Source organism: Jatrophihabitans sp. (assembly GCF_046262535.1).
GTDB lineage: Bacteria > Actinomycetota > Actinomycetes > Mycobacteriales > Jatrophihabitantaceae > Jatrophihabitans.
Genome location: NZ_JBHEMO010000085.1, coordinates 22,020 through 40,941, shown reverse-complemented (window position 1 = coordinate 40,941; position 18,922 = coordinate 22,020). Strand labels below are relative to the sequence as shown.

Annotated in this window: 17 protein-coding genes; 11 read left to right on the top strand and 6 right to left on the bottom strand. The window is 69.4% G+C overall.

Going from position 1 to position 18,922, the window contains the following annotated elements:
* Nucleotides 1-126 precede the first annotated feature (126 nt).
* From ABR571_RS12615 to ABR571_RS12605, 3 genes are all read right to left on the bottom strand, one after another.
* The gene (locus tag ABR571_RS12615; RefSeq protein WP_409453558.1) at nt 127-444 is read right to left on the bottom strand and encodes a double zinc ribbon domain-containing protein; all 318 of its coding nucleotides are present in this window, start codon (nt 442-444) and stop codon (nt 127-129) included.
* A gap of 65 nt (nt 445-509) precedes the next feature.
* Nucleotides 510-1,991, bottom strand: coding sequence for a glutamate-cysteine ligase family protein (locus ABR571_RS12610; protein WP_409453557.1), 1,482 nt, complete (start codon nt 1,989-1,991; stop codon nt 510-512).
* 16 nt (nt 1,992-2,007) lie between these two features.
* Complete coding sequence (locus tag ABR571_RS12605) at nt 2,008-3,519, bottom strand: HNH endonuclease signature motif containing protein (protein ID WP_409453556.1); 1,512 nt, start codon at nt 3,517-3,519, stop codon at nt 2,008-2,010.
* 259 nt (nt 3,520-3,778) lie between these two features.
* Between ABR571_RS12605 and ABR571_RS12600 the strand changes: the two genes are divergently transcribed.
* The 5 genes from ABR571_RS12600 to ABR571_RS12580 all read left to right on the top strand — a co-directional run bounded on the left by ABR571_RS12600 (nt 3,779) and on the right by ABR571_RS12580 (nt 9,940).
* Nucleotides 3,779-4,018, top strand: coding sequence for a hypothetical protein (locus ABR571_RS12600; protein ID WP_409453555.1), 240 nt, complete (start codon nt 3,779-3,781; stop codon nt 4,016-4,018).
* A gap of 30 nt (nt 4,019-4,048) precedes the next feature.
* Nucleotides 4,049-5,368: an SPFH domain-containing protein gene (locus ABR571_RS12595; protein WP_409453554.1), complete on the top strand. Its 1,320-nt coding sequence runs from the start codon at nt 4,049-4,051 to the stop codon at nt 5,366-5,368.
* A gap of 101 nt (nt 5,369-5,469) precedes the next feature.
* A complete protein-coding gene (locus tag ABR571_RS12590; RefSeq protein ID WP_409453553.1) occupies nt 5,470-6,036 on the top strand; it encodes an N-acetyltransferase family protein in 567 nt (188 codons plus the stop codon).
* A 19-nt stretch (nt 6,037-6,055) separates the two neighbouring features.
* Entirely contained in the window at nt 6,056-8,314 is a 2,259-nt protein-coding gene (locus tag ABR571_RS12585; RefSeq protein WP_409453552.1) for an ATP-binding protein, read from the top strand.
* A 45-nt stretch (nt 8,315-8,359) separates the two neighbouring features.
* Nucleotides 8,360-9,940, top strand: coding sequence for an FAD-dependent monooxygenase (locus tag ABR571_RS12580; RefSeq protein ID WP_409453551.1), 1,581 nt, complete (start codon nt 8,360-8,362; stop codon nt 9,938-9,940).
* Here the strand turns inward: ABR571_RS12580 and ABR571_RS12575 are convergent.
* A complete protein-coding gene (locus ABR571_RS12575) occupies nt 9,921-10,562 on the bottom strand; it encodes a nucleoside/nucleotide kinase family protein (protein WP_409453550.1) in 642 nt (213 codons plus the stop codon). The genes ABR571_RS12580 and ABR571_RS12575 overlap by 20 nt on opposite strands.
* Nucleotides 10,563-10,740: 178 nt before the next feature.
* Between ABR571_RS12575 and ABR571_RS12570 the strand changes: the two genes are divergently transcribed.
* Genes ABR571_RS12570 through ABR571_RS12560 form a run of 3 tightly spaced genes read left to right on the top strand, consistent with a single transcriptional unit; the run spans nt 10,741 to nt 12,272 of the window.
* Nucleotides 10,741-10,932 (top strand): hypothetical protein, encoded by a 192-nt coding sequence (locus ABR571_RS12570; protein WP_409453549.1) that lies wholly within the window; start codon nt 10,741-10,743, stop codon nt 10,930-10,932.
* Nucleotides 10,929-11,630, top strand: coding sequence for a molybdopterin-dependent oxidoreductase (locus tag ABR571_RS12565; protein WP_409453548.1), 702 nt, complete (start codon nt 10,929-10,931; stop codon nt 11,628-11,630). The genes ABR571_RS12570 and ABR571_RS12565 overlap by 4 nt, the downstream gene beginning before the upstream one ends.
* A gap of 12 nt (nt 11,631-11,642) precedes the next feature.
* On the top strand, nt 11,643-12,272 hold the full coding sequence (locus ABR571_RS12560; protein ID WP_409453547.1) for a cytochrome b/b6 domain-containing protein: 630 nt from the start codon (nt 11,643-11,645) through the stop codon (nt 12,270-12,272).
* A gap of 10 nt (nt 12,273-12,282) precedes the next feature.
* On the opposite strand, the gene ABR571_RS12555 is transcribed toward ABR571_RS12560, so the two are convergent.
* A complete protein-coding gene (locus tag ABR571_RS12555; protein WP_409453559.1) occupies nt 12,283-13,842 on the bottom strand; it encodes an amino acid permease in 1,560 nt (519 codons plus the stop codon).
* A 26-nt stretch (nt 13,843-13,868) separates the two neighbouring features.
* Complete coding sequence (locus ABR571_RS12550) at nt 13,869-14,864, bottom strand: phosphotransferase (RefSeq protein WP_409453546.1); 996 nt, start codon at nt 14,862-14,864, stop codon at nt 13,869-13,871.
* Between the two features lie 144 nt (nt 14,865-15,008).
* Between ABR571_RS12550 and ABR571_RS12545 the strand changes: the two genes are divergently transcribed.
* Genes ABR571_RS12545 through ABR571_RS12535 form a run of 3 tightly spaced genes read left to right on the top strand, consistent with a single transcriptional unit; the run spans nt 15,009 to nt 18,915 of the window.
* Entirely contained in the window at nt 15,009-17,468 is a 2,460-nt protein-coding gene (locus ABR571_RS12545; protein ID WP_409453545.1) for an FAD-dependent oxidoreductase, read from the top strand.
* Nucleotides 17,465-18,187, top strand: coding sequence for a gamma-glutamyl-gamma-aminobutyrate hydrolase family protein (locus ABR571_RS12540; RefSeq protein WP_409453544.1), 723 nt, complete (start codon nt 17,465-17,467; stop codon nt 18,185-18,187). The genes ABR571_RS12545 and ABR571_RS12540 overlap by 4 nt, the downstream gene beginning before the upstream one ends.
* Nucleotides 18,184-18,915, top strand: coding sequence for a FadR/GntR family transcriptional regulator (locus tag ABR571_RS12535; protein ID WP_409453543.1), 732 nt, complete (start codon nt 18,184-18,186; stop codon nt 18,913-18,915). Before ABR571_RS12540 ends, ABR571_RS12535 begins: the two co-directional genes overlap by 4 nt.
* Nucleotides 18,916-18,922 lie beyond the last annotated feature (7 nt).

Here is an 18,922-nt window from a genome sequence, read left to right as displayed (position 1 = left end):
CCGCGTTGATCACGGCGAAGGCGAGCCGCCCCCTGTCTCCCGTGCGGGCGAGAAGGTCGATCGCGGTCTGCGCCGCTTCCAGGGAAGCGGGTGGATCCACGCGGCCGAGGACATCGGCCAGGTTGATCAGTGCGCGCGCCTCCGGGAGAGCAGCTCGCGAACCTCTTCCGGGTCGCGGGACTCCGAGAGCGGTGTGAAGCCCACAAGGTCGCAGAAGAGGACGGAGCAGACCCGGCGCTCGGCCAACGGGAGCGATTGCGCCTGGTCCCCGGTGGACCGACCCGCGCCACCCAGCGCCGTCCCGCAGTCGCCGCAGAATCGCTGCTGCGTCTGCACCGGCGCGGAGCACGAGGGACAAGTCGAACTCAGCGGCGTTTCGCAGTCGCGGCAGAAACGCCCGGGCGACGGATCGGTCAGGCCGCAGCTCGGACAGGTCGCGGGCACGCTCACCTCCGGGGTGAGGTCCCGAAACCCCCGTCAGGATCCTCGGACGCAATCATGCCCGAGGATCACCCGACCGGCCATGCGTGAACGGGCTCGTTCGAGTGCATCAGCTCGATGTAGCGGCGCAGCATCTCGCGCAACGAGTCGCGGCGATCCAGCGGTTGCCGACGCTCGTCGATCTGATGGAAGGTCCGCGCCTGCCATTCGGCGCCGTTCTGGTGGGTGGTGCACCGGCGCTCGATGATGCCGAGCAGCCGTTCCCGCACTGGCGTGTCGACGCCCCACGCAGCCAGCCCCTCGTGCGCCATCGGCAGCAGCCGCCGCAGGACGAGTTCGGTCGCGGGCACCTCGCCGAGACCGGGCCAGTAGAGGTGGGCGTCGATTCCGCGCCGGGCGCCGGTCTCGAAGTTGTCGAACGCGGCCGGAAAGGACATCTGCGACCACAGCGGACGATCCTCTTCGACCAGTGCCCGAACCAGCCCGTAGTAGAAGGCACCGTTGGCGAGGACGTCGACCACGGTGGGCCCGGCCGGCAGGATCCGGTTCTCGACCCGCAAGTGCGGGCGGCCGCGGAACACGTCATAGACCGGGCGATTCCACCGGTAGACCGTGCCGTTGTGCATCCGCAGCTCGGACAGCTTGGGGGTGTCGCCGCGGGCCAGCACGGCCGCGGGGTCCTCGTCTTCGCACACGGGAAGCAGCGCGGGGAAGTAGCGGACGTTCTCCTCGAACTGGTCGAAGACCGAGGTGATCCATCGTTCGCCGAACCAGACGCGCGGTCGGACGCCCTGCTCCTTCAACTCCTGCGGGCGGGTGTCGGTGGCCTGTTCGAACAGGGCCACCCGGGTTTCGCGCCAGAGCTCCTTGCCGAACAGGAACGGCGAGTTCGCCCCCAACGCCAGCTGGACGCCGGCGATGCACTGCGCGGCGTTCCAGGTTCGCGCGTAGTCCTGCGGGCTCACCTGAAGATGGAACTGCACGCTCGTGCAGGCCGCCTCGGGCGCGATCGTGTCGGCGTGGGTCGACAGCCGCTCCACACCGTCGATGTTGATGTACAGGTCCTCACCGCGGGCGGCGAAGACCTGCTCGTTGAGCAGCTTGTACCGCGGGTTCGCGCTCAGTGCCTCGCCGGTCAGGTCAGCCGGGGTCAGCGTCGGCAACATGCCGATCATGACGATGTGCGCGCCGACGGACCGGGCGTGCTGCTCGGCCGCGTTGAGACTCGCCCGTAGTTCCGTCTCGAGTTCGTCGGCGGCCGAGCCGACGAGGCTGCGCGGCGGGACGTTGACCTCGATGTTGAACTGGCCGAGTTCGGTCTGGAAGTCGGGATCGGCGATGGCGGCGAGCACGTCGGCGTTGCGCATCGCCGGGTCGACATGGTCGTCGACCAGGTTGAACTCGATCTCCAGCCCGGTGAGCGGCCGTTCGAAGTCGAACTTCGACTCACTGAGCATCCGGGCGAACACGTCGAGGCACAGGCGCAGCTTCTCGCGATAGCGCTGGCGGTCGGTGCGGCTGAAGTCCTGGCTCTCTACTTCTTCGCCCATTCATCGATCCCACCACTCAGCCTGCAGCGGCGCACCCCCCGCGGCCAAATGCCGTTCGCGAATTTCGAACCGCGCTGGTGAGTCCGGGCGCCAGGGTGGCGACGGCGTAGTGCCGGTCGAGGTGGCTGCCGTCCCAGCGGGTGATGGCGGCGGTCGGTTCGACGTGGTCATGTTCGTCCTCGATCCGCCCGGGGGTGGCGCTGAGCTTGTCCGGCTCGCTGTGCACGGGTAGCTCGCGCCCGTCGGGGCGATGGAAGCGGAAGCGTCCGTCACCGACGGCCACGATGCGAAAGGCGCCGTCGTAGCCGGCGTGGTGGTGGGCGCGGCAGAGCAAGATCAGGTTGGCCATGATCGTCTTGCCGCCCCAGGCCCAGAACTGGACGTGGTGCGCCTCGAGCCCGATGGTGGACGGGCAGCCGGGCACCGTGCAGCAGCCGAAGTCGCGAATCATCAGCGCGCGGAACTGTTTGTCCGACACGAGGCGTCGGTTGGCGCCGACATCGAGGACTCCGGCGCGCCACCGGTAGCGCTGCACTGCAGCCCCTGCGGGCTCGTCGTCGTCGCTGTCGTCGGTAGTCACGACGACCCGGATGCGCCCGCTGCACAGTAAGCGTTTGACGGTGGCGTCGGGCAGTCCCGGGCCACCGGCAATGCGCCCGGCCGGACGGTCGAGCGGTTCACGTGAACCGCTCTCGATCTGGGCTTGAGGCTCGCCGCCCGACGTCGTCGAGCTGGCCCGCTCGGTTTCGTCCGGTCGAAGTTGGTCGGCGTCCACGTTGATGACGATCGCCGCGTACTCGTCGCCACGCAGCGACGGCGCCGGCCCATCGCTGTTGTTGACCGTCGCCAGGGCGATCTCGGCCATCCGGGTCAGCGCTTCCGCGTGCGTGATGTTCTCGCGGCGGGCGAGCGCGTCGACCGCGGACAGCACCAAGGCTCCGTGTTCGGGATCCACTCTCGCGGAGAAGCCGAGATGGGAGTCTTCGCGCCAGCGGTGCGACACTGTCTCGCTCGGCGGCTGGGGTGACCCACCGTTGTTCTTGTCCACGGTGCGTAATCCTCGGACGGTGTCCTCCAGCTGGCCCACTGTGCCGTGCTCGGCCACCATGACCAGATCGGTGACCAGCCGCTCGCCCCCGAGCTCGGCGGCGCGGGCGATCGCCCGGACGTGGGAGTAGGAGATGCGTCCGGCCCCGAATGACTCGGTCAAGTGCGGATACGCGGCAAGTACCCGTGCGGCGCGGACGTGTTCCCGCGCGGTCCGGGCCGAATGCCCGCAGTAGTGGCCGAGCCAGCGGGATGTCGTGGGAAGACAGAACTTTGCGGCACCGCCTCGGGCATCGAACTCGGCGACGAGCAGTAGCCAGCGACACATCGCCGACGCAAGCCGGCCGGCCATCCCGACGATGCGCGAGCCCAGCTGGTCGACGCTCAATTCTGCATCGGGGATATCGTCACCTACCAGGGCCAAGGCGGGTCGGGACAGGTGCGAAACCGTTGCGCGGTAGGGCTTTGCTGCGTCGTTCATGATCGAACGTTAACGCCGCCCTACGACAGTTTCGACGGTGCCAACCGCGCGGTTCACGTGAACCGCGTGAGGGCCGCCCTACAGCAGTTTCAGCAGTGTCTTGACGACAGTGGCGTCGGTGGAACTGAGGGTGGCCGGGTTCTTGTCGGTCCGGTCGACGCGCCACTGGATAGGTTCTTGCCCCTAGCGAACGTCCAGCTCCGGTACGTAGCATCCGGCGCGTGAGGATGATCGGCGCTGTTCGGCCCAAACGAGACAGATGACGGCTTCGGACGGCTCGCCGATCGGGTTGGCCGGAAGGCTGACCACGGCAACCCGCGGTGAACTCGGCCCGGGTGAGGTAGAGGTGCGCATTCGTGGCGGGACCGAGACCTTCATCGCCCGCTCCGCCGAACCGCTGGCCAAGGGTCAGTCGGTGATCATCGTGCAGACGCTCGGCCCGCGAACGGTGATCGTCCTGCCCTGGGCCGACCCGGTCGACTCGCTGCTAGAACTGTGATCCGCATTTAGCTATTGAGGAGATTCCACGATGTTCGGTTACCACGTGCCCGCTCCCGACGAGGCAATGCTGATTTCAGGCGGACGGGCCAAGGGGACAGACGCGCCGTTCCGCGTGGTCACCGGACGCGGCGGATTCGTGACGCCAGTCCTCCGCAAGGTGCGGTTCATAACGCTGTCGATGTCCGAGGCCGAGGTCGAGGAGAACTGCGTGACCAAGCAAGGCATCGCCTTGAAGGTCAAGGCGGTGATCGCGTTCAAGGTCGGTAACGACACCGAGTCGATCGTCAATGCCGCCCAGCGATTCCTGTCCGACCAGTCGCAGATGTCGGTGCTGACCGGCCGGATCTTCTCGGGTCACCTCCGCTCGATCATCGGCTCGATGACGGTCGAGGAGATCGTCACCGAGCGGCAGAAGCTCGCCTCCGAGGTCCTCGACGGCTCCAAGGAGGAGATGGCCAAGATCGGACTGACGGTCGATGCGCTGCAGATCCAGTCCATCGACGACATGGGCCTCGGCTACATCGCGGCGATGGCCGCGCCGCACAACGCCGCGATCCAACGAGCCGCCAAGGTCGCGCTGTCGCAGGCCGATCAGGCCGCCGCTGAGGCCCAGCAGGCGTCGTTGCGCGCGCAGGCCGAGTACGCGCGCCAGACAGAGGTCGTTCAGGCGCAGTACGCGGCCGACGTCGAGGCGGCCAAGTCCGCGGCCGCCGCGACGGCCGCCGCGGCCGCGCAGGAATCCGCTCGCAACCAGGCCAACTACGAGGCCGAGACCGCGGTCACCCGGTCCAAGGCGGCGCAGGTGGCGGCCGAGGCCCAGCAGGAGTCCGATCGCAACCAGGCCGACTTCGCCCGGCAGACCGCCGTCGCCAAGGCGACCTTCGCGGCCGAGACCCAGGCGGCCCAGGCGAAGGCCGACCAATCCGGGCCGCTTGCCCACGCGATCGCCCAGCAGCAGGTCATCGACGCCCAGACGGCCCTGGCCCAGCAGCAGGCCGAGCTGGCCCGCCAGACCCTCGTGTCCACGGTCGTCCGGCCGGCCGAGGCCGACGCCGAGCGGGTCAAGATCCTGGCCGCGGCCGATGCCGAGCGGACGAAGATCCTTGCCGAAGCGGCCCAGTCCCACAACCGGGTGGCCCTCGACCAGCAGCTCATCGCCCAGCTTCCGCTGATCGTCGAGAAAGCCGCGATGGGCCTGGCCGGGTCGCATCTGACCGTGCTCAACGGATCGGACGGCGTGAACGAGATCGTGTCGTCAATGGTCGGGCAGGGGCTGGCGATCCTCGACTCGATCAAGAAGGGCGTCGGCGGCTCCGCGAACTCCAAGTCGACCGAACTGGACCGCTGACCGGCCGAACGGTCGACGTAACGAGCCAGGCCTCATTCGCTCACGGAGACAGGGTTTCCGCGGCTGTCGCGGCTTCGTTTCCGATGTGCCAATGTGAGGTCATGGCAGTTCTCGTTTCGCCGGTCAGCGAAGCGACGTTCGACGACGTCCAGACAGTGTTCGGCGACAGGGGACAGGCCTTCCGCTGCCAGTGCCAGCGCTACCGGATGGGCTGGTACGACCATCAGTCCGACAACGTCGCCGGCCGCCGCGAGCTGTTGCGTGACCAGGTGAGTGAGGGGCACGGCCTGCTGGCCTACCCCGAGGACGAGCCGGTGGGCTGGTGCTCGGTGGCCCCGCGCTGCGACTACACCTACCTGCGCCAGCCCACATGGAAGGGCCGCAACGAGGACAAGGCCGATTCGAGCGCCTGGGCGGTCACCTGTTTCGCCATTCGCGCCGGGTACCGCGGTCAGGGCGTGAGCCGGGCGCTGGCCGGTGCCACCGTCGACTTCGCGCGCGATGCGGGCGCCCGGGCCGTCGAGGCGTACCCGATGGAGCCGGCGCCCGGCAAAGATGTGCCGTGGGGCGAGATGCACGTCGGCGCGCTCAGTGCGTTCCTCGCCGCCGGTTACCGCATCGTCTCCAAACCCTCCTTGCGTCGCGCGATCGTCCGCTTCGACTTCTGAGACGATGAGGAACCCATCGGTGGGAGTACGGCGCGGGATCCCCCAACCGCGGACGAGCCTGGTAGGCCGCAAGAGCGAACTGGAAGACGCCCGCCGCCTTCTGTCGCGCAATCGGCTGCTGACGTTGACCGGGCCGGGCGGGTGCGGCAAGACCCGGTTGGCGGTCGCGGTCGCCGGCAGCGTCACGGACGACTTTCCCGATGGCGTGCACTTCGTCTCGCTGGCGGCGATCACGGAACCGTCATTGGTGCCGATCTCCATCGCCCAGGGCATCGGGCTGCAGGACTCGCGCGGGGGCTCGCTGCTCGAGCACCTCACCGGCTACCTCGCGGACGGCGAAGTCCTACTCGTCTTGGACAACTTCGAGCAGATCCTACCGGCGGGGAAATTCGTGTCCGAGCTGCTCGCCGCCTGCGCCCGGCTGCGGATTCTCGTCACGAGCCGCGCGCCGCTCCACTTGTCGGGTGAGCAGGAGTTCCCGGTACCACCGCTGTCGGTGCCCCGCTCGGGAGCTGAGCTGTCAGCCGAGTCGGTGGCCGCCGCCGACTCGGCGCAGCTGTTCGCGATGCGGGCGTCCGCGGCGGTACCGGGTTTCAGCATCGACGAGCGCAACGCGATGCCGATCGCGAGCATCGTGCAACGGCTCGGTGGTCTGCCGTTGGCCATCGAGCTGGCGGCGGCCCGCGTCAAGCTGTTACCCCCGGAAGCGATACAAGCGCGCTTGGACCGCTCGCTCGGCCTCTTGGTCGGCACCGGGCGCGACGTGCCGGATCGACAGCGGACGCTGCGCGCCACGATCGGCTGGAGCCACGACCTGCTCAGCGACGGTGCACGACTGGTCCTCGCCGCCATGTCCCCATTCCGAGGTGGCGCCGCCTTGGACGACATCGAGGCGGTCTGCCGAGAAGGCGTGCGCCCGGACCTGAACGTTCTCGACGCCCTGCAGGAGCTGGTCGATCACAGCCTCGTGCGCCTGGTTGCGTCGGCGACCGTGCCGCGCTACGCCATGCTGGAGACGGTCCGGGAGTTCGCTGCCGAGCAGCTGCGCACGATGCCGGAGGCAGACGCCGTTCACGCGGCTCATGCGGCCGTGTTCGCCCGGCGGGCCGACGGGCTCGCCCGCCCACCTCTGTGGCCGGCACGAGAAGGCCTCGACCGGCTCGAATCCGAACACGACAACTTCCGTGCCGCATTGGATTGGTATCGCGACCGGAGCCCGAGTGGGGGGTTGCAGCTCGCCAATCGGCTGACCGCGTTCTGGTCGGCGCGCGGTCACTTCTCCGAGGGCCGCCGCCGCCTCGGCGAGTTGCTCGAAGTCGTGGGATCCGACGATCGTGGCTGGATCGACGGGATGAACGGCGCCGCATGGCTGGCCACCGATCAGGGCGCCTCCGCCTCGGCCCGAGGGCTGCTCGACCGCAGCGTGAGCCATGCTCGCGCCGTTGGGGACACCGCCGGCGAGGGCACTGCGCTGTTCTATCGAGGTCGCTGCCGACTCATATCCGACGATCCCCCAGGGGGCCGCGCGGACATCGCGCAGGCAATGCAACTGCAGGCCGATGTCGGCGATGAGGCCGGCCGCGCCGCGGCACTCTGGTTCGCCGCGCTGCCCCATCTGATGGTCGACGGGGACATCGAGGTGGCGGCTGACCTGCTCGCGCGCTCGGCGGAGTTGGCCCAGGAAGCCGACGCTCCGGCTGTCGCCGCGCGTTCGTGGCTGCTCCTGGGCGTCGCGCGGGTCGAGCTCGGTGATCTGGCCGGTGCGCGGGAGGTTCTCGCGCAAGGCGTGCCCGCCCTCGTGGACATCGGCGACCGGTTTGGCATCCCGGGCGGGTTGAGCGCCCTTGCCGGGCTTGCGGCGAAGAGCGGCCGGCCGCGGGTGGCGCTCAAGTTGGCCGGCGCCGCCGCTGCATATGAAGAGACCAACCGCACCTACCGGCCGGTGGCGCTGCGCCTGTTTCTCGAGGGCTGGCTGCGCCCGGCCCAGAAAGCGCCCGACGCGGCCGAGACATTCGAGGAGGGGCGGCAGCTGTCATTGGCCGACGCGGTCGCCCTCGGGCTCGGCAGCGCGCCCGACAGCCCACCGCGCACCTCCGGACTGACCCGCCGCGAGTCCGAGGTGGCGGCCCTCGTCGCGCGCGGACTCACCAATCGCGAAATCGCGGCTCAGCTGTACCTCTCGGTACGGACGGTCGAGGTGCATGTCGACCGCATTCTCACCAAGCTCGGGCTGCGCAACCGCACCGAGGTCGCCGCGAAATACGTATCCCCTACGTAGTTCTGCAGACGATTCGGGCGGTCGCACGCAGCCACCCTGATCGCCATGACCACGTCCTCGCGTTCCAACCAGTGCCAAGTTCTCGTCGTCGGCGCCGGTCCCACCGGCCTCACGCTCGCCGCGCAGCTGCTGGCACGCGGCATCCCCACTCGGATCGTCGACAAGCGACGAACCCCGGCCCCCTACAGTCGAGCCCTCGGAGTGAGCGCCCGCACCCTCGAGCTGCTCGACACGATGGGCATGTCGGACGCGTTCGTCGACGTCGGTCACCGGGTGCACGAGATCCGCATGTACAGCGGTCACCGCACCTTGGTCCGTGAATCGTTCCGGCACAACGGCTCGCGTTTCGGGTTCGTGCTGCATCTGCCACAGGAGCAGACGGAGACGCTGCTGCGGGCCCGAGTGGCCGAGCTCGGCGGCACCGTGGAGCACGGCGTCGAACTCGCGGGCTTCGACGCGAACGACGCCGGTGTCGACGTGACGCTGCGCACCGCACATGGACAGACGTCGCAGACGAGTGTCGGGTATGTGGTCGGTTGCGACGGCGCACACAGCGTGGTGCGCGAGCGTCTCGGCTTCGGATTCGTCGGCCAGCCATACCCGCAGGACTGGCTGCTGGCCGACGTCACGCTCGACGGCGCCGGCAGCGACGACGCGGTGCACCTCTTCTTCCGCGCCAACGGTCTGCCCTTGACCTGCATCCCGATCGGCGGCTCGCGTTGGCGCGTGACGATGCCGAATGCGGGTGACCGCGCCGGGAGGCCGCCGACCTTCGACGAGATCCAGGAGCTCGTCGCCCAGCGGGCGCCGCGCCCGATGACGCTGGCCGACCCCAGGTGGCTGTCCTGCTTCCGGGCCCAGCTCCGGATCACGACGTCATATCGCCGCGGCCGCGTGCTGCTGGCCGGCGACGCCGCCCACGTCCATTCACCGGCCGGCGGCCAGGGAATGAACACCGGAATGCTCGACGCCGCCAACCTCTCCTGGAAGCTGGCGCTGGTTGCCGACCGTCGTGCGCCGGACGCCCTCCTCGACACCTATGAGCAGGAGCGCCTGCCGGTCGCGCGGGCCGTACTTGGCCTCACCGACAAGCTGGTCGGGCTCTTGACCATGCGGCAGCCGGTGAAGCGGGCCGTGCGCGACACCGTCCTGCCGATTGTCACCTCGCTGCCTGCCGTCCAGAGGCGAGCGGCCGGCCGGCTGGCACAGACGTTGGTGGCGTACGGACCGGGTGCGCTCGTCCGTCCGGACGACATCCGTCGAGGACTGCGGCCGGGGCAGCGGTGTCCTGACTTCGAGGTCCGCGGCCGAGCCGGCGTCGGCCGACTGCACCGGCTGCTCGGCTCCGGCCGGCACGTGCTCATCGTGTCGAGCAAGGCACCGTCGGCGGCGACCGCGTTGGACCGATTCGGCAACTGGGCGGAGCTGGTCGAGGTCGTCGAGGCGGTCGGCCACGATCCGGGAGCCGCGCTCACGCTCGTGCGGCCCGACGGTGTCGTCGCGGTTCGCGCGTCGGGACGGGCGCCGGATCATGTTCTCGCCTACCTGCACCAGCTCGTCGCGGCGCCGGCATCGTCGGTCGACACCGCACAGACCGGGCGCATCGTCACGTCAACTGCACTATGAGGTCAGCGCGGTCACGTGTCGCCTGCACCAGCTGCGCGTTGCGCCCGTCGGTGCCGGAGCGCACCCGCTCTTGCGCGACAGCCCGCGCCATGCCGTACCGCTCGTGCCGCGCGACCAGGCGGTGAGTGCGGACGTCGTCGGGAAGATCGAGGAACCACACCTGGTCGAGGAGCCGCCGGAGCGACGACCAGCCCTGACCGTCGAGCAACAGGTAGTTGCCTTCGGTGATGACCAGCGGCACCTCGCGGGCAACCGGTACGGCACTGCTGATCGGCTCGTCCAGTGCGCGGTCGAACAGCGGCGCGTACACCACCGACTCGTCGTTGACCCGCAGCCGCGCGAGCAGGGCCGCGTAGCCGCATGCGTCGAAGGTGTCCGGCGCGCCTTTGCCGGACCGGCGACCGAGGCGGTCGAGCTCGACGTTGGCAAGATGGAACCCGTCCATCCCGACGACCGCGGTCGCACCGTCGAGCGCGGCCGCCAGGTGCTCGACCAACGTCGACTTGCCGGCGCCGGGTGCGCCGGCAATGCCGAGGAGCGTCCGCTTGCCCGGAGAGATCAGCGCCCGCGCGCGGTCCACGACAGCGGCGAGTGGCTCGGTCACCCGCGGCGGTCCGTCCACGGATCGATCGTATGGCGGGCCGGTTTCACGGGGACGCGACCGGGGATCGTCGCGGCTGCGGCGGCCGGACGAAATCCGAGTGGTTGCGCGGAGACTGAACCAATAATTGTGCGTAACCGTATGGTCGAGGACGACGCGGTGCAGAAGGACCGCGCACGGATACCGAGACGAGGTCGCAATGCGCAATCCGGCGCTGGCCGCGGCGGGGGTGGTCATTGCGCTGCTCGGGATCGTCTTCTTCCTGCAAGGTGTCGGGGTGCTCAAGGGCAGTTCGATGAGCAACACCACGACCTGGTCGGTCGCCGGCCCGATCATCGCCCTCGTCGGACTCGCGATCGCTGCTGCCGGATTCCGCGGCCGCTCGAGATGACCGAGGCGCAGCCGGAACCGAGCGAGCGCGAGTCGCCGGTGGGTCGGCGCACCGTGCTGGGGCTGCTCGCCCTCGGCGGGATCGGCGTCGTCACCGGCAGCCGCATCCAGAACGGCCTGGCCCGCTTCCTGACGCCGATCCAGAACCACGATCCGACCGGGCTGACCGGCCTAATCCCGCTGGGCGACACGTTCCGCTACTACTCGGTGACCGGCTCCGTACCCCGCCGGACGACGCGGGACTATCAGCTCGGCGTGTCGGGCCTCGCCGCGCGGCCGGCGACCTACAGCTTCGCCGACCTGCAGGCCCTGCCGCAGACGAAGCTGGTCCGCGAGTTCCAGTGCGTCACTGGATGGCGCGTCCCGGACGTGCACTGGGTCGGTGTCCGGCTCTCGACACTGCTGCAGCGAGCCGAGCCGTCGGCCGCGGCGAAAGCGGTCCGCTTCACGTCCTTCGACGGCACGTACACCGAGAGCCTGACGCTGGAGGAGGCGCAGCGGCCGGATGTGCTCGTCGCGCTCCAGATGTTGGGCGCCCCGGTCACGCATGACCACGGCGGTCCCGTCCGCATGTACTGCGGGTCGATGTACGGCTACAAGAGCACGAAGTGGCTGTCCGGCATCGAGCTCACCAGCGAACAGGTCCCCGGATACTGGGAACCGCGCGGCTACGACATCGACGGCTCGTACCGGGACTGAGCGCGAACCCCCATGAGCCGCCCGGACACCCCGACGTCGCGCGACCTGCACCGCTTCGCCCGCGCCGAACGCATCGTCCACCGCACGACGGCGGTGCTGATGACCGTGTGCATCGCCACCGCCGCGATTCTCTACAACGGCCAGCTCGCAGTCTGGTTCGGGCACCGTCGGATCATCGAGCTGATCCACGTCTACGCCGGGTTCGCCCTGCCGCTGCCCATGCTGCTCGGCGCGGCCTCGGTTGCCTACCGCGCCGATCTCCGCCGGCTCAACCGGTTCACTCCGGCCGATTGGCGCTGGCTGCGCTCCCGCACCCGGCGCGACGGGACGATCCGAGTGGCCAAGTTCAACGCAGGGCAGAAGATCAACGCCGCGTTGAGCGCCGGCGCGATCCTCGTGCTGCTCGGCACCGGGCTCCTGATGTACTTCCCCGACCTGGCCCGGCTCACCTGGCGGACCGGCGCGACGTTCGTCCACGACTGGTTCGCCCTCGCCCTCGGGCTGTTGGTGCTCGGGCACGTCTTCTTCGCGCTGAGCGACCACGAGGCGCGGCGCGGCATGCGCACCGGATGGGTCTCCTCGGCGTGGGCGCGCAGGGAGCACGCCGCCTGGGCCGACGAGGTCGAGCCGCCTCTCGTTTAGCCGTCCGCTCTCAGTCAGGCAGCTGGTAATGCTGCTTGTGTTCCAGGGCGATCTCGTCGGCGGACGACATTCCGGCGGGGAGGTTGACCGTCGTCTTCGGTCCGGTGAACCAGTTCTTCACCGAGAGGTGCCACCAGATCCACAGCAGGATGAGGGCGATGGGGACGACGAGGATCGTGTAGTTCACGTACTTCGCCGCGAACCCGTCGTTCCACGGCACGCCGAGCGAGCTCGTCGGCAGCAGCGCGATGATCGACGTCACCGCGATCTCGGCCACGGCCACGAGGCACATCCACTTGTACTTCGGACCGAGCGTCCAGCCACCGGCAGTGAAGTTGCTACCGGCCTTCCAGCGCAACCAGATGGGGATGGCGAAGGCGACGTACAAACCGACCACGCCGATGGACACGACGGCGAAGAACGCCACCGGCACCGGGGCGCCGTTGATGTCCACCTTCACCAGCGCAGGCGAGGTGAGCAGGACCGCGATGACGGCAGACAGGATCACGCCGTAGACGGGCACCCGGTTGTGGTTCAGCTTCGACCACAACTGGCTACCGGGGACGGCGCCGTCGCGGCTGAACGCGTACAGCATGCGGGTGGTGCTGGTCATGCAAGCGACGGTGCAGAAGAACTGGCCGACGGTGGAGATCAGTAGCACCAGGGCGGCCCACTTGGAGGTCAGCGCCTGGCTGAAGATGACCGCGACCCCGCCGCCGCCCTTGGTCACGCCGGCCTCGTCCTGCACCGCGTAGAGGAAGGTGAGCAGCAAGATCCAGCCGCCGATGGCCGAGTAGAAGATCGAGCGCCAGATGCCCTTCGCGGCCGAGTTCGCGGCCGACCTCGTTTCCTCCGACAGGTGAGCGGATGCGTCGTAACCGGTGATCGTGTACTGAGTGAGGATCGCCGCCAACGGCAACACGTAGAAGAGGAATCCCACGCCGTGGGTGTGGCCGCCGAAGAACCCGGTGTTGTTGACCGTGTGCGTGAATACCGACGACGTGCTCGCGTGGTGGTCGGGCACGAACAGCAGGATCAGGATCACTGCTGAAGCACCGGCGACGTGCCACCAGACGGAGATGTTGTTGAGCACCGCGAGCAGCTGGCTGGAGAAGATGTTGACCAGCGCGACGAGGAACAGCACCACCAGGAAGATCACGAACACCCGGTTGAGGCTGTAGTGGGCGGCCCACGACTTGTTGTAGACGTCGAGCGTCAGGTCGAAGAACGTGGCGCAGCCGTAGGCCACCGACGCGTCGATGGCCAACAGCCCGATCAGGTTGAGCCAGCCGGTGTAGTAACCGGCCTTGGCCCCGCCCAGCTTCGATGCCCACCAGTAGATGCCGCCCGACGTCGGGAAGGCCGAGACCAGCTCCGACATGCAGAACCCGATGACCAGGATGAACAGCGAGACTACCGGCCAGCCCCAGGCGATCGCGGCCGGGCCGCCGTTGTTCCAACCGACGCCGAACGTCGTGAAGCAGCCCGCCAGGATGGAGATGATCGAGAAGGAGATCGCGAAGTTGGAGAACCCCGACCAGGACCGGTTGAGCTCCTGCTTGTACCCCATTTCGGCCAGGCGTTGCTCGTCTTCGTTCAGCGCGACGGTGTCGGCCACGGTTTGGCTCCCTCGGTTCGGATGGATTCCCGGATGGTCGAGATCAGGTCGTCGAACTCGGCGCTCTGGAACTCGCTGCGGGCGCGGGCGTACTTCTCCAGGCCCCACTCCCAGAAGTCGAAGTCGACATCGCTCACCGACGACTGGATGGACGCCCACAGCGTCCAGCCGTAGTTGGCCATGAGCCCGAACAGTCGCGCCCGGGCCGTCTGTACCGGCGACGCCACACCGAAGTAGGACGTCACCAGGTGCTCGAGGCGGTCGACGCCGAGCACTGCCTCGCTCCATATGTTGCCGAGCTCGAAGCACGGATCGTTGTTGCCCGAGTACTCGAAGTCGATCAGCCAGATGCGCTCGCCGTCGTCCATGATGTTGGCCGCCAGCAGGTCGTTGTGGCAGGGGACGCTGTCGAGGGCCGACCCGCGCAACACCTGTTCGACCCGGGCCACGATCGGCTCGAAGGACAGGTAGTCCTCGGGCAGGCGGAAGCCGAGTTCGCGCACGATCGCCAAATAGCGCTGCTGGACGGCGAACATGTCGAAGTCGCTCGCGAAGACGGGGGCAGCGTGCAGCCGCCGGCAGACGTCGGCCAGGCGCCCGAGTTGATCCTGGTCGTCGAGATCGGCCGGTGCGAAGGTCCGCCCGGCGATCCATTCCACGAGCAGCACGCCTTCGTCGGGGGCGAACTCGGCCACCGCCGGACCGACACCCGCGGCAGCGGCGATGGTCGAGTTGTGGAACTCGGCCTCACGATCGATTGCGAGCAGCGAGGTCTTCACGCTGGAGAAGCGGGCGACATACTGCGCGCCGCCGCGGGTGATGACCCGGTAGTTGCGGTTGGTGAGGCCGCCGGTCAACAACTCCAGCTCGAAGTCCTGACCGGCGAGCGTGTCGAGGCGCTGCAACACCGCGACGGCATCGGCGGCGTCCGGAAGGCGACCGGCACGAAGGGCCGGTGCAGGTCGTCCCGTCAAACGCCACCTCCCGCCAGCAGCGATGACCGCCACTCGGCAGCCCGAGCGATGGTTTTCCGGATCGTAGGACCGGTTGTCGGTTCTGGTCTAGGGGGCAGACCTTTTGGGCTTGTGGCGGGTCGCGCGGCGCGCAATCATCGAACCGTGCCGAGCCCCGCACTCCCCGAATCGGCGCGCGTCGTCGTGATCGGTGGCGGGGTCGGGGGGATGAGTGTCGCCTACCACCTCGCAGAGCAGGGCGAACGCGACGTAGTGGTCGTCGACCGCGCCGAGCTGACGAGCGGTTCCACGTTCCACTCGGCCGGCCTGGTCGGGCAGCTGCGCTCGGATCCGACCCTGACCCGGATGAACGTGTACTCGGTGGAGCTCTACCGCGCTCTGGAGGCCGGCGAACATCCGGTCGGCTGGAGGGAGAGTGGCGGCATCAAGCTGGCGTCCTCCCCCGAACGGCTCCAGGAGATCCGGCGCCAGATCAGCTGGGCCCGCACCTTCGACCTGACGCTGCACGAGATCTCCCCGGCCGAGGCGGCGCAACGTTTCCCCCTCGTCGACCTGGACGGTGTTGTCGGGGCCGCCTATCTCGAATCCGACGGCTACCTCGACCCGTCGCAGCTGACGTACGCGCTGGCTGCCGGTGCCCGGGCCAACGGCGTGCACGTCGCGCAGCACACCCGCGTCACCGGCATCGGTACCGACGCCGGCCGGGTCAGTGTCGTGCGCACCGACCGCGGCGACATCGCATGCGAGGTGGTCGTCAACTGCGCCGGCCTGTTCGCGGCCGAGATCGGGCGGCTCGTCGGCGTCCGGATCCCGATCGTCCCGATGGCGCATCAATACCTGATCACCGAACCGTTCCGCACGCGCGAGGATCCGGCGCTGCCCACGCTGCGCGACCCGGACAACCTCGTGTACTTCCGTCAAGAGGTCGATGGGCTGCTCATGGGCGGTTACGAACGCGATCCTGCGCCGTGGACGGCAACCCCGCACAGCTACGACGCCGTGCCCAGCGACTTCAACGGCCGGCTGCTGGCCGAGGACTGGCCACGGTTCGAACAGATCGCGGCCAACGCGCAGCGCCGCGTCCCTGTCATGGGCGAGGTCGGCCTGCGCCGGATGATCAACGGGCCGGAGGCGTTCACGCCGGACAACGAGTTCTGCCTCGGCGAGACGGCCGTGCCGGGCTTCTTCGTCGCCGCCGGATTCTGCGCGCACGGCATCGCCGGGGCCGGCGGCATCGGCCGGCTGATGGCCGAGTGGATCACGCAGGGCGAGCCGTCGATGGACGTGTCGCACATGGACATCTCGCGGTTCGGGCAGCAGTACCGGTCACCGGGGCACACGCTGGCCCGCACGGTCGAGGCCTATCGGAGGTATTACGACATCCCCTATCCCGGCCTTCAGCGCGAAGCCGGCCGTCCACTGCGCCGTTCGCCGGCGTTCGAGTGGCATCGCCGGCACGGCGCGCGATTCGCCGAGAAGTCCGGCTGGGAACGGGTCGACTGGTACGACACCAACGCTGGCCCGGTCGACGGGGCCCGGCCGACCGGTTGGGCCGGACGCTACTGGTCCCCCGCGATCGCCGCGGAGCACCGGGCGACCCGCGAAGTGGCCGGCCTGTTCGACGAGTCGTCGTTCGCCAAGATCGAGGTGACGGGCGCCGGCGCCGCCGAGTTCCTGCAGTGGGTGTGCGACAACGACGTCGCGCGCCGGGTCGGCGACGTCACCTACACCCAGGCCCTGAACGAACACGGTGGGATCGAGGCCGACTTCACGGTCACCCGACTGGCAGCCGGCGCGTTCCTGATCGTGACCGGCACCGGGTCGGCCGCGCACGACCTCGCCTGGCTCCGCCGGCAGGCCGAGCGCCGCGCCGGCGACGACGTCCGCATCGGCGACGTCACCGGCGCCACTTGCTGCTACGCGTTGTGGGGTCCCCGCTCGCGCGACATCCTGCAATCGGTGACGCCGAGCGACCTCGGCAACGAGGCGTTCCCCTACCTGACCGCCCAGGAGCTGACGGTCGGCGACGTGCCGGCCCGCGCCCAGCGCGTGACGTTCGTCGGCGAGCTGGGCTGGGAGATCTACGCGTCGAGCGAGTACGGCGCCACTCTGTGGGAGACGCTGTGGGACGCCGGCCGGCCATTCGGGCTGGTCGCGGGCGGCTATCGCGCGATCGAGAGCATGCGCTTGGAGAAGGGTTACCGCGCCTGGGGCACGGATCTCACCGGCGAGACCACGCCGTACGAGGCCGGTCTCGGATTCTGCGTGAAGCTCGACAAGGCGTTCCTCGGCCGGGCAGCGCTGGTCGCGGCCAAGGCCGCTGGCCTGCAGCGGAGGCTGCGGGCCATCGTGCTCGACGACCCGTCCTTCGTCGTGCTCGGCGCCGAACCGGTTCGCGTCGATGGGCAGGTGGTCGGCCGGGTGACTTCCGGGGGACTGGGCTACACGCTGGACGCGTCGCTCGCCTACGCCTATCTGCCGGTGGACGCCAAGCCCGGAACGCAGGTGGAACTCGACCTGTTCGGGAAGTGGGTCGGCGGCGAGGTCGTCGCCGAACCGCTGTTCGACCCGGCCGGCACCCGAGTAAGGGGAACGGGCCCGTGACCGCGCCCCGGATCGGGATCACGACCTACCGCGAGCCGGCCCGCTGGGGCGAGTGGACGGAGCCGGCCGACCTGCTGCCCGCGCTCTACAGCAGCGCCGTCCAGGGCGCGGGTGGCGTCGCCGTCCTGCTGCCGCCCGCGCCCGCGACGCACGCCGGCCCCGCGCTCGACGGCGTGCACGCGCTGGTCGTTGCCGGCGGTCCGGACGTCGATCCGGGCCGCTACCACGCGCAGCGGGACGCGAGCACGGGCGGCGCCCGAGAGGAGCGCGACGGCTGGGAGCTGGAGCTGGTGCGTGAAGCGCTGGACCGCGATCTTCCCGTCCTGGGCGTCTGTCGAGGGATGCAGGTCCTGAACACGGCCCTGGGCGGGACGCTGATCCAGCACCTGCCCGACGTGGTGGGAACCGACGTGCACGCGCCGCTGGTCGGGGCGCACGGCCGGCACTTCGTCACCTTGGAGGCGGGCAGCCGGCTCGCGGTCGTCTGCGGCGAGCGGATCGAGATCGCGACGCACCATCACCAGGCCCTCGACGAGTTGGGCGCCGGGCTGAAGGCCTGCGGCTGGGCCGACGATGGCACGGTGGAGGCGGTCGAGCTGGCCGACCGCAGGTGGACGATGGGCGTCCAGTGGCATCCCGAGGCCTACAAGGGCGAGGCGCTGTTCGCCGCGCTCATCACCGCCGCCGCGCACTACCGCCCGGCGGGTGCGCGGGGATGACGATCGGCAACGTCGAGGCGCTCTGGACCCAGACGCTGTTCTCGCCCGTCCCGGTACGCAACGCCTTCGAGGTGACGATCGAGCGGCTGGTGCAGGGCATCAGGCTCGGCGTGCTGGTCGAGGGCGACCGATTGCCGCCCGAGCGCGAGCTGGCCGAGACGCTCGGCGTCAGTCGGGTGACGCTGCGCGAGGCGATCAAGGCACTGCGCGACGCGGGCCTGGTCGAGTCCCGCCGAGGCCGCGGCGGCGGCACCTTCGTGGCCGCGCCGCGGCGCGAGCCCGCCCGCTCGCGCGACAAGATCGAGGAGTCGATCGGGTACGCCCTGGACGATGCGCTGGCGCTGCGCAAGGTCGTCGAGCCCGGCGCCGCGGCGCTCGCGGCCAGCCGGACGTTGAGCGCCGCCGACCGCTCCAGCCTGCGCGAGTACCTTCGCGAGTCCACCGACACCACACCGGCGACGCGACGGCGGGCCGACTCGCGGCTGCACCTCGCGATCGCCGCGCTCGGCGGCAGCGCCCTCGTCACGGCGGTCGTGGCCGACGTCCAGATGCGGTTGGACGAACTGCTGCGGGCCATCCCCGTCATCCCCGGCAACATCGCACACTCCGACAGGCAGCACGCAGCCATCGTCGAGGCCATCCTCGGCGGCCAGGTCGACGCGGCCCGTGCCGAGATGGAGGAGCACGTCGACGGCACCGCCGCCCTGCTCCGCGGATTCCTGAGTTGAGCGACCA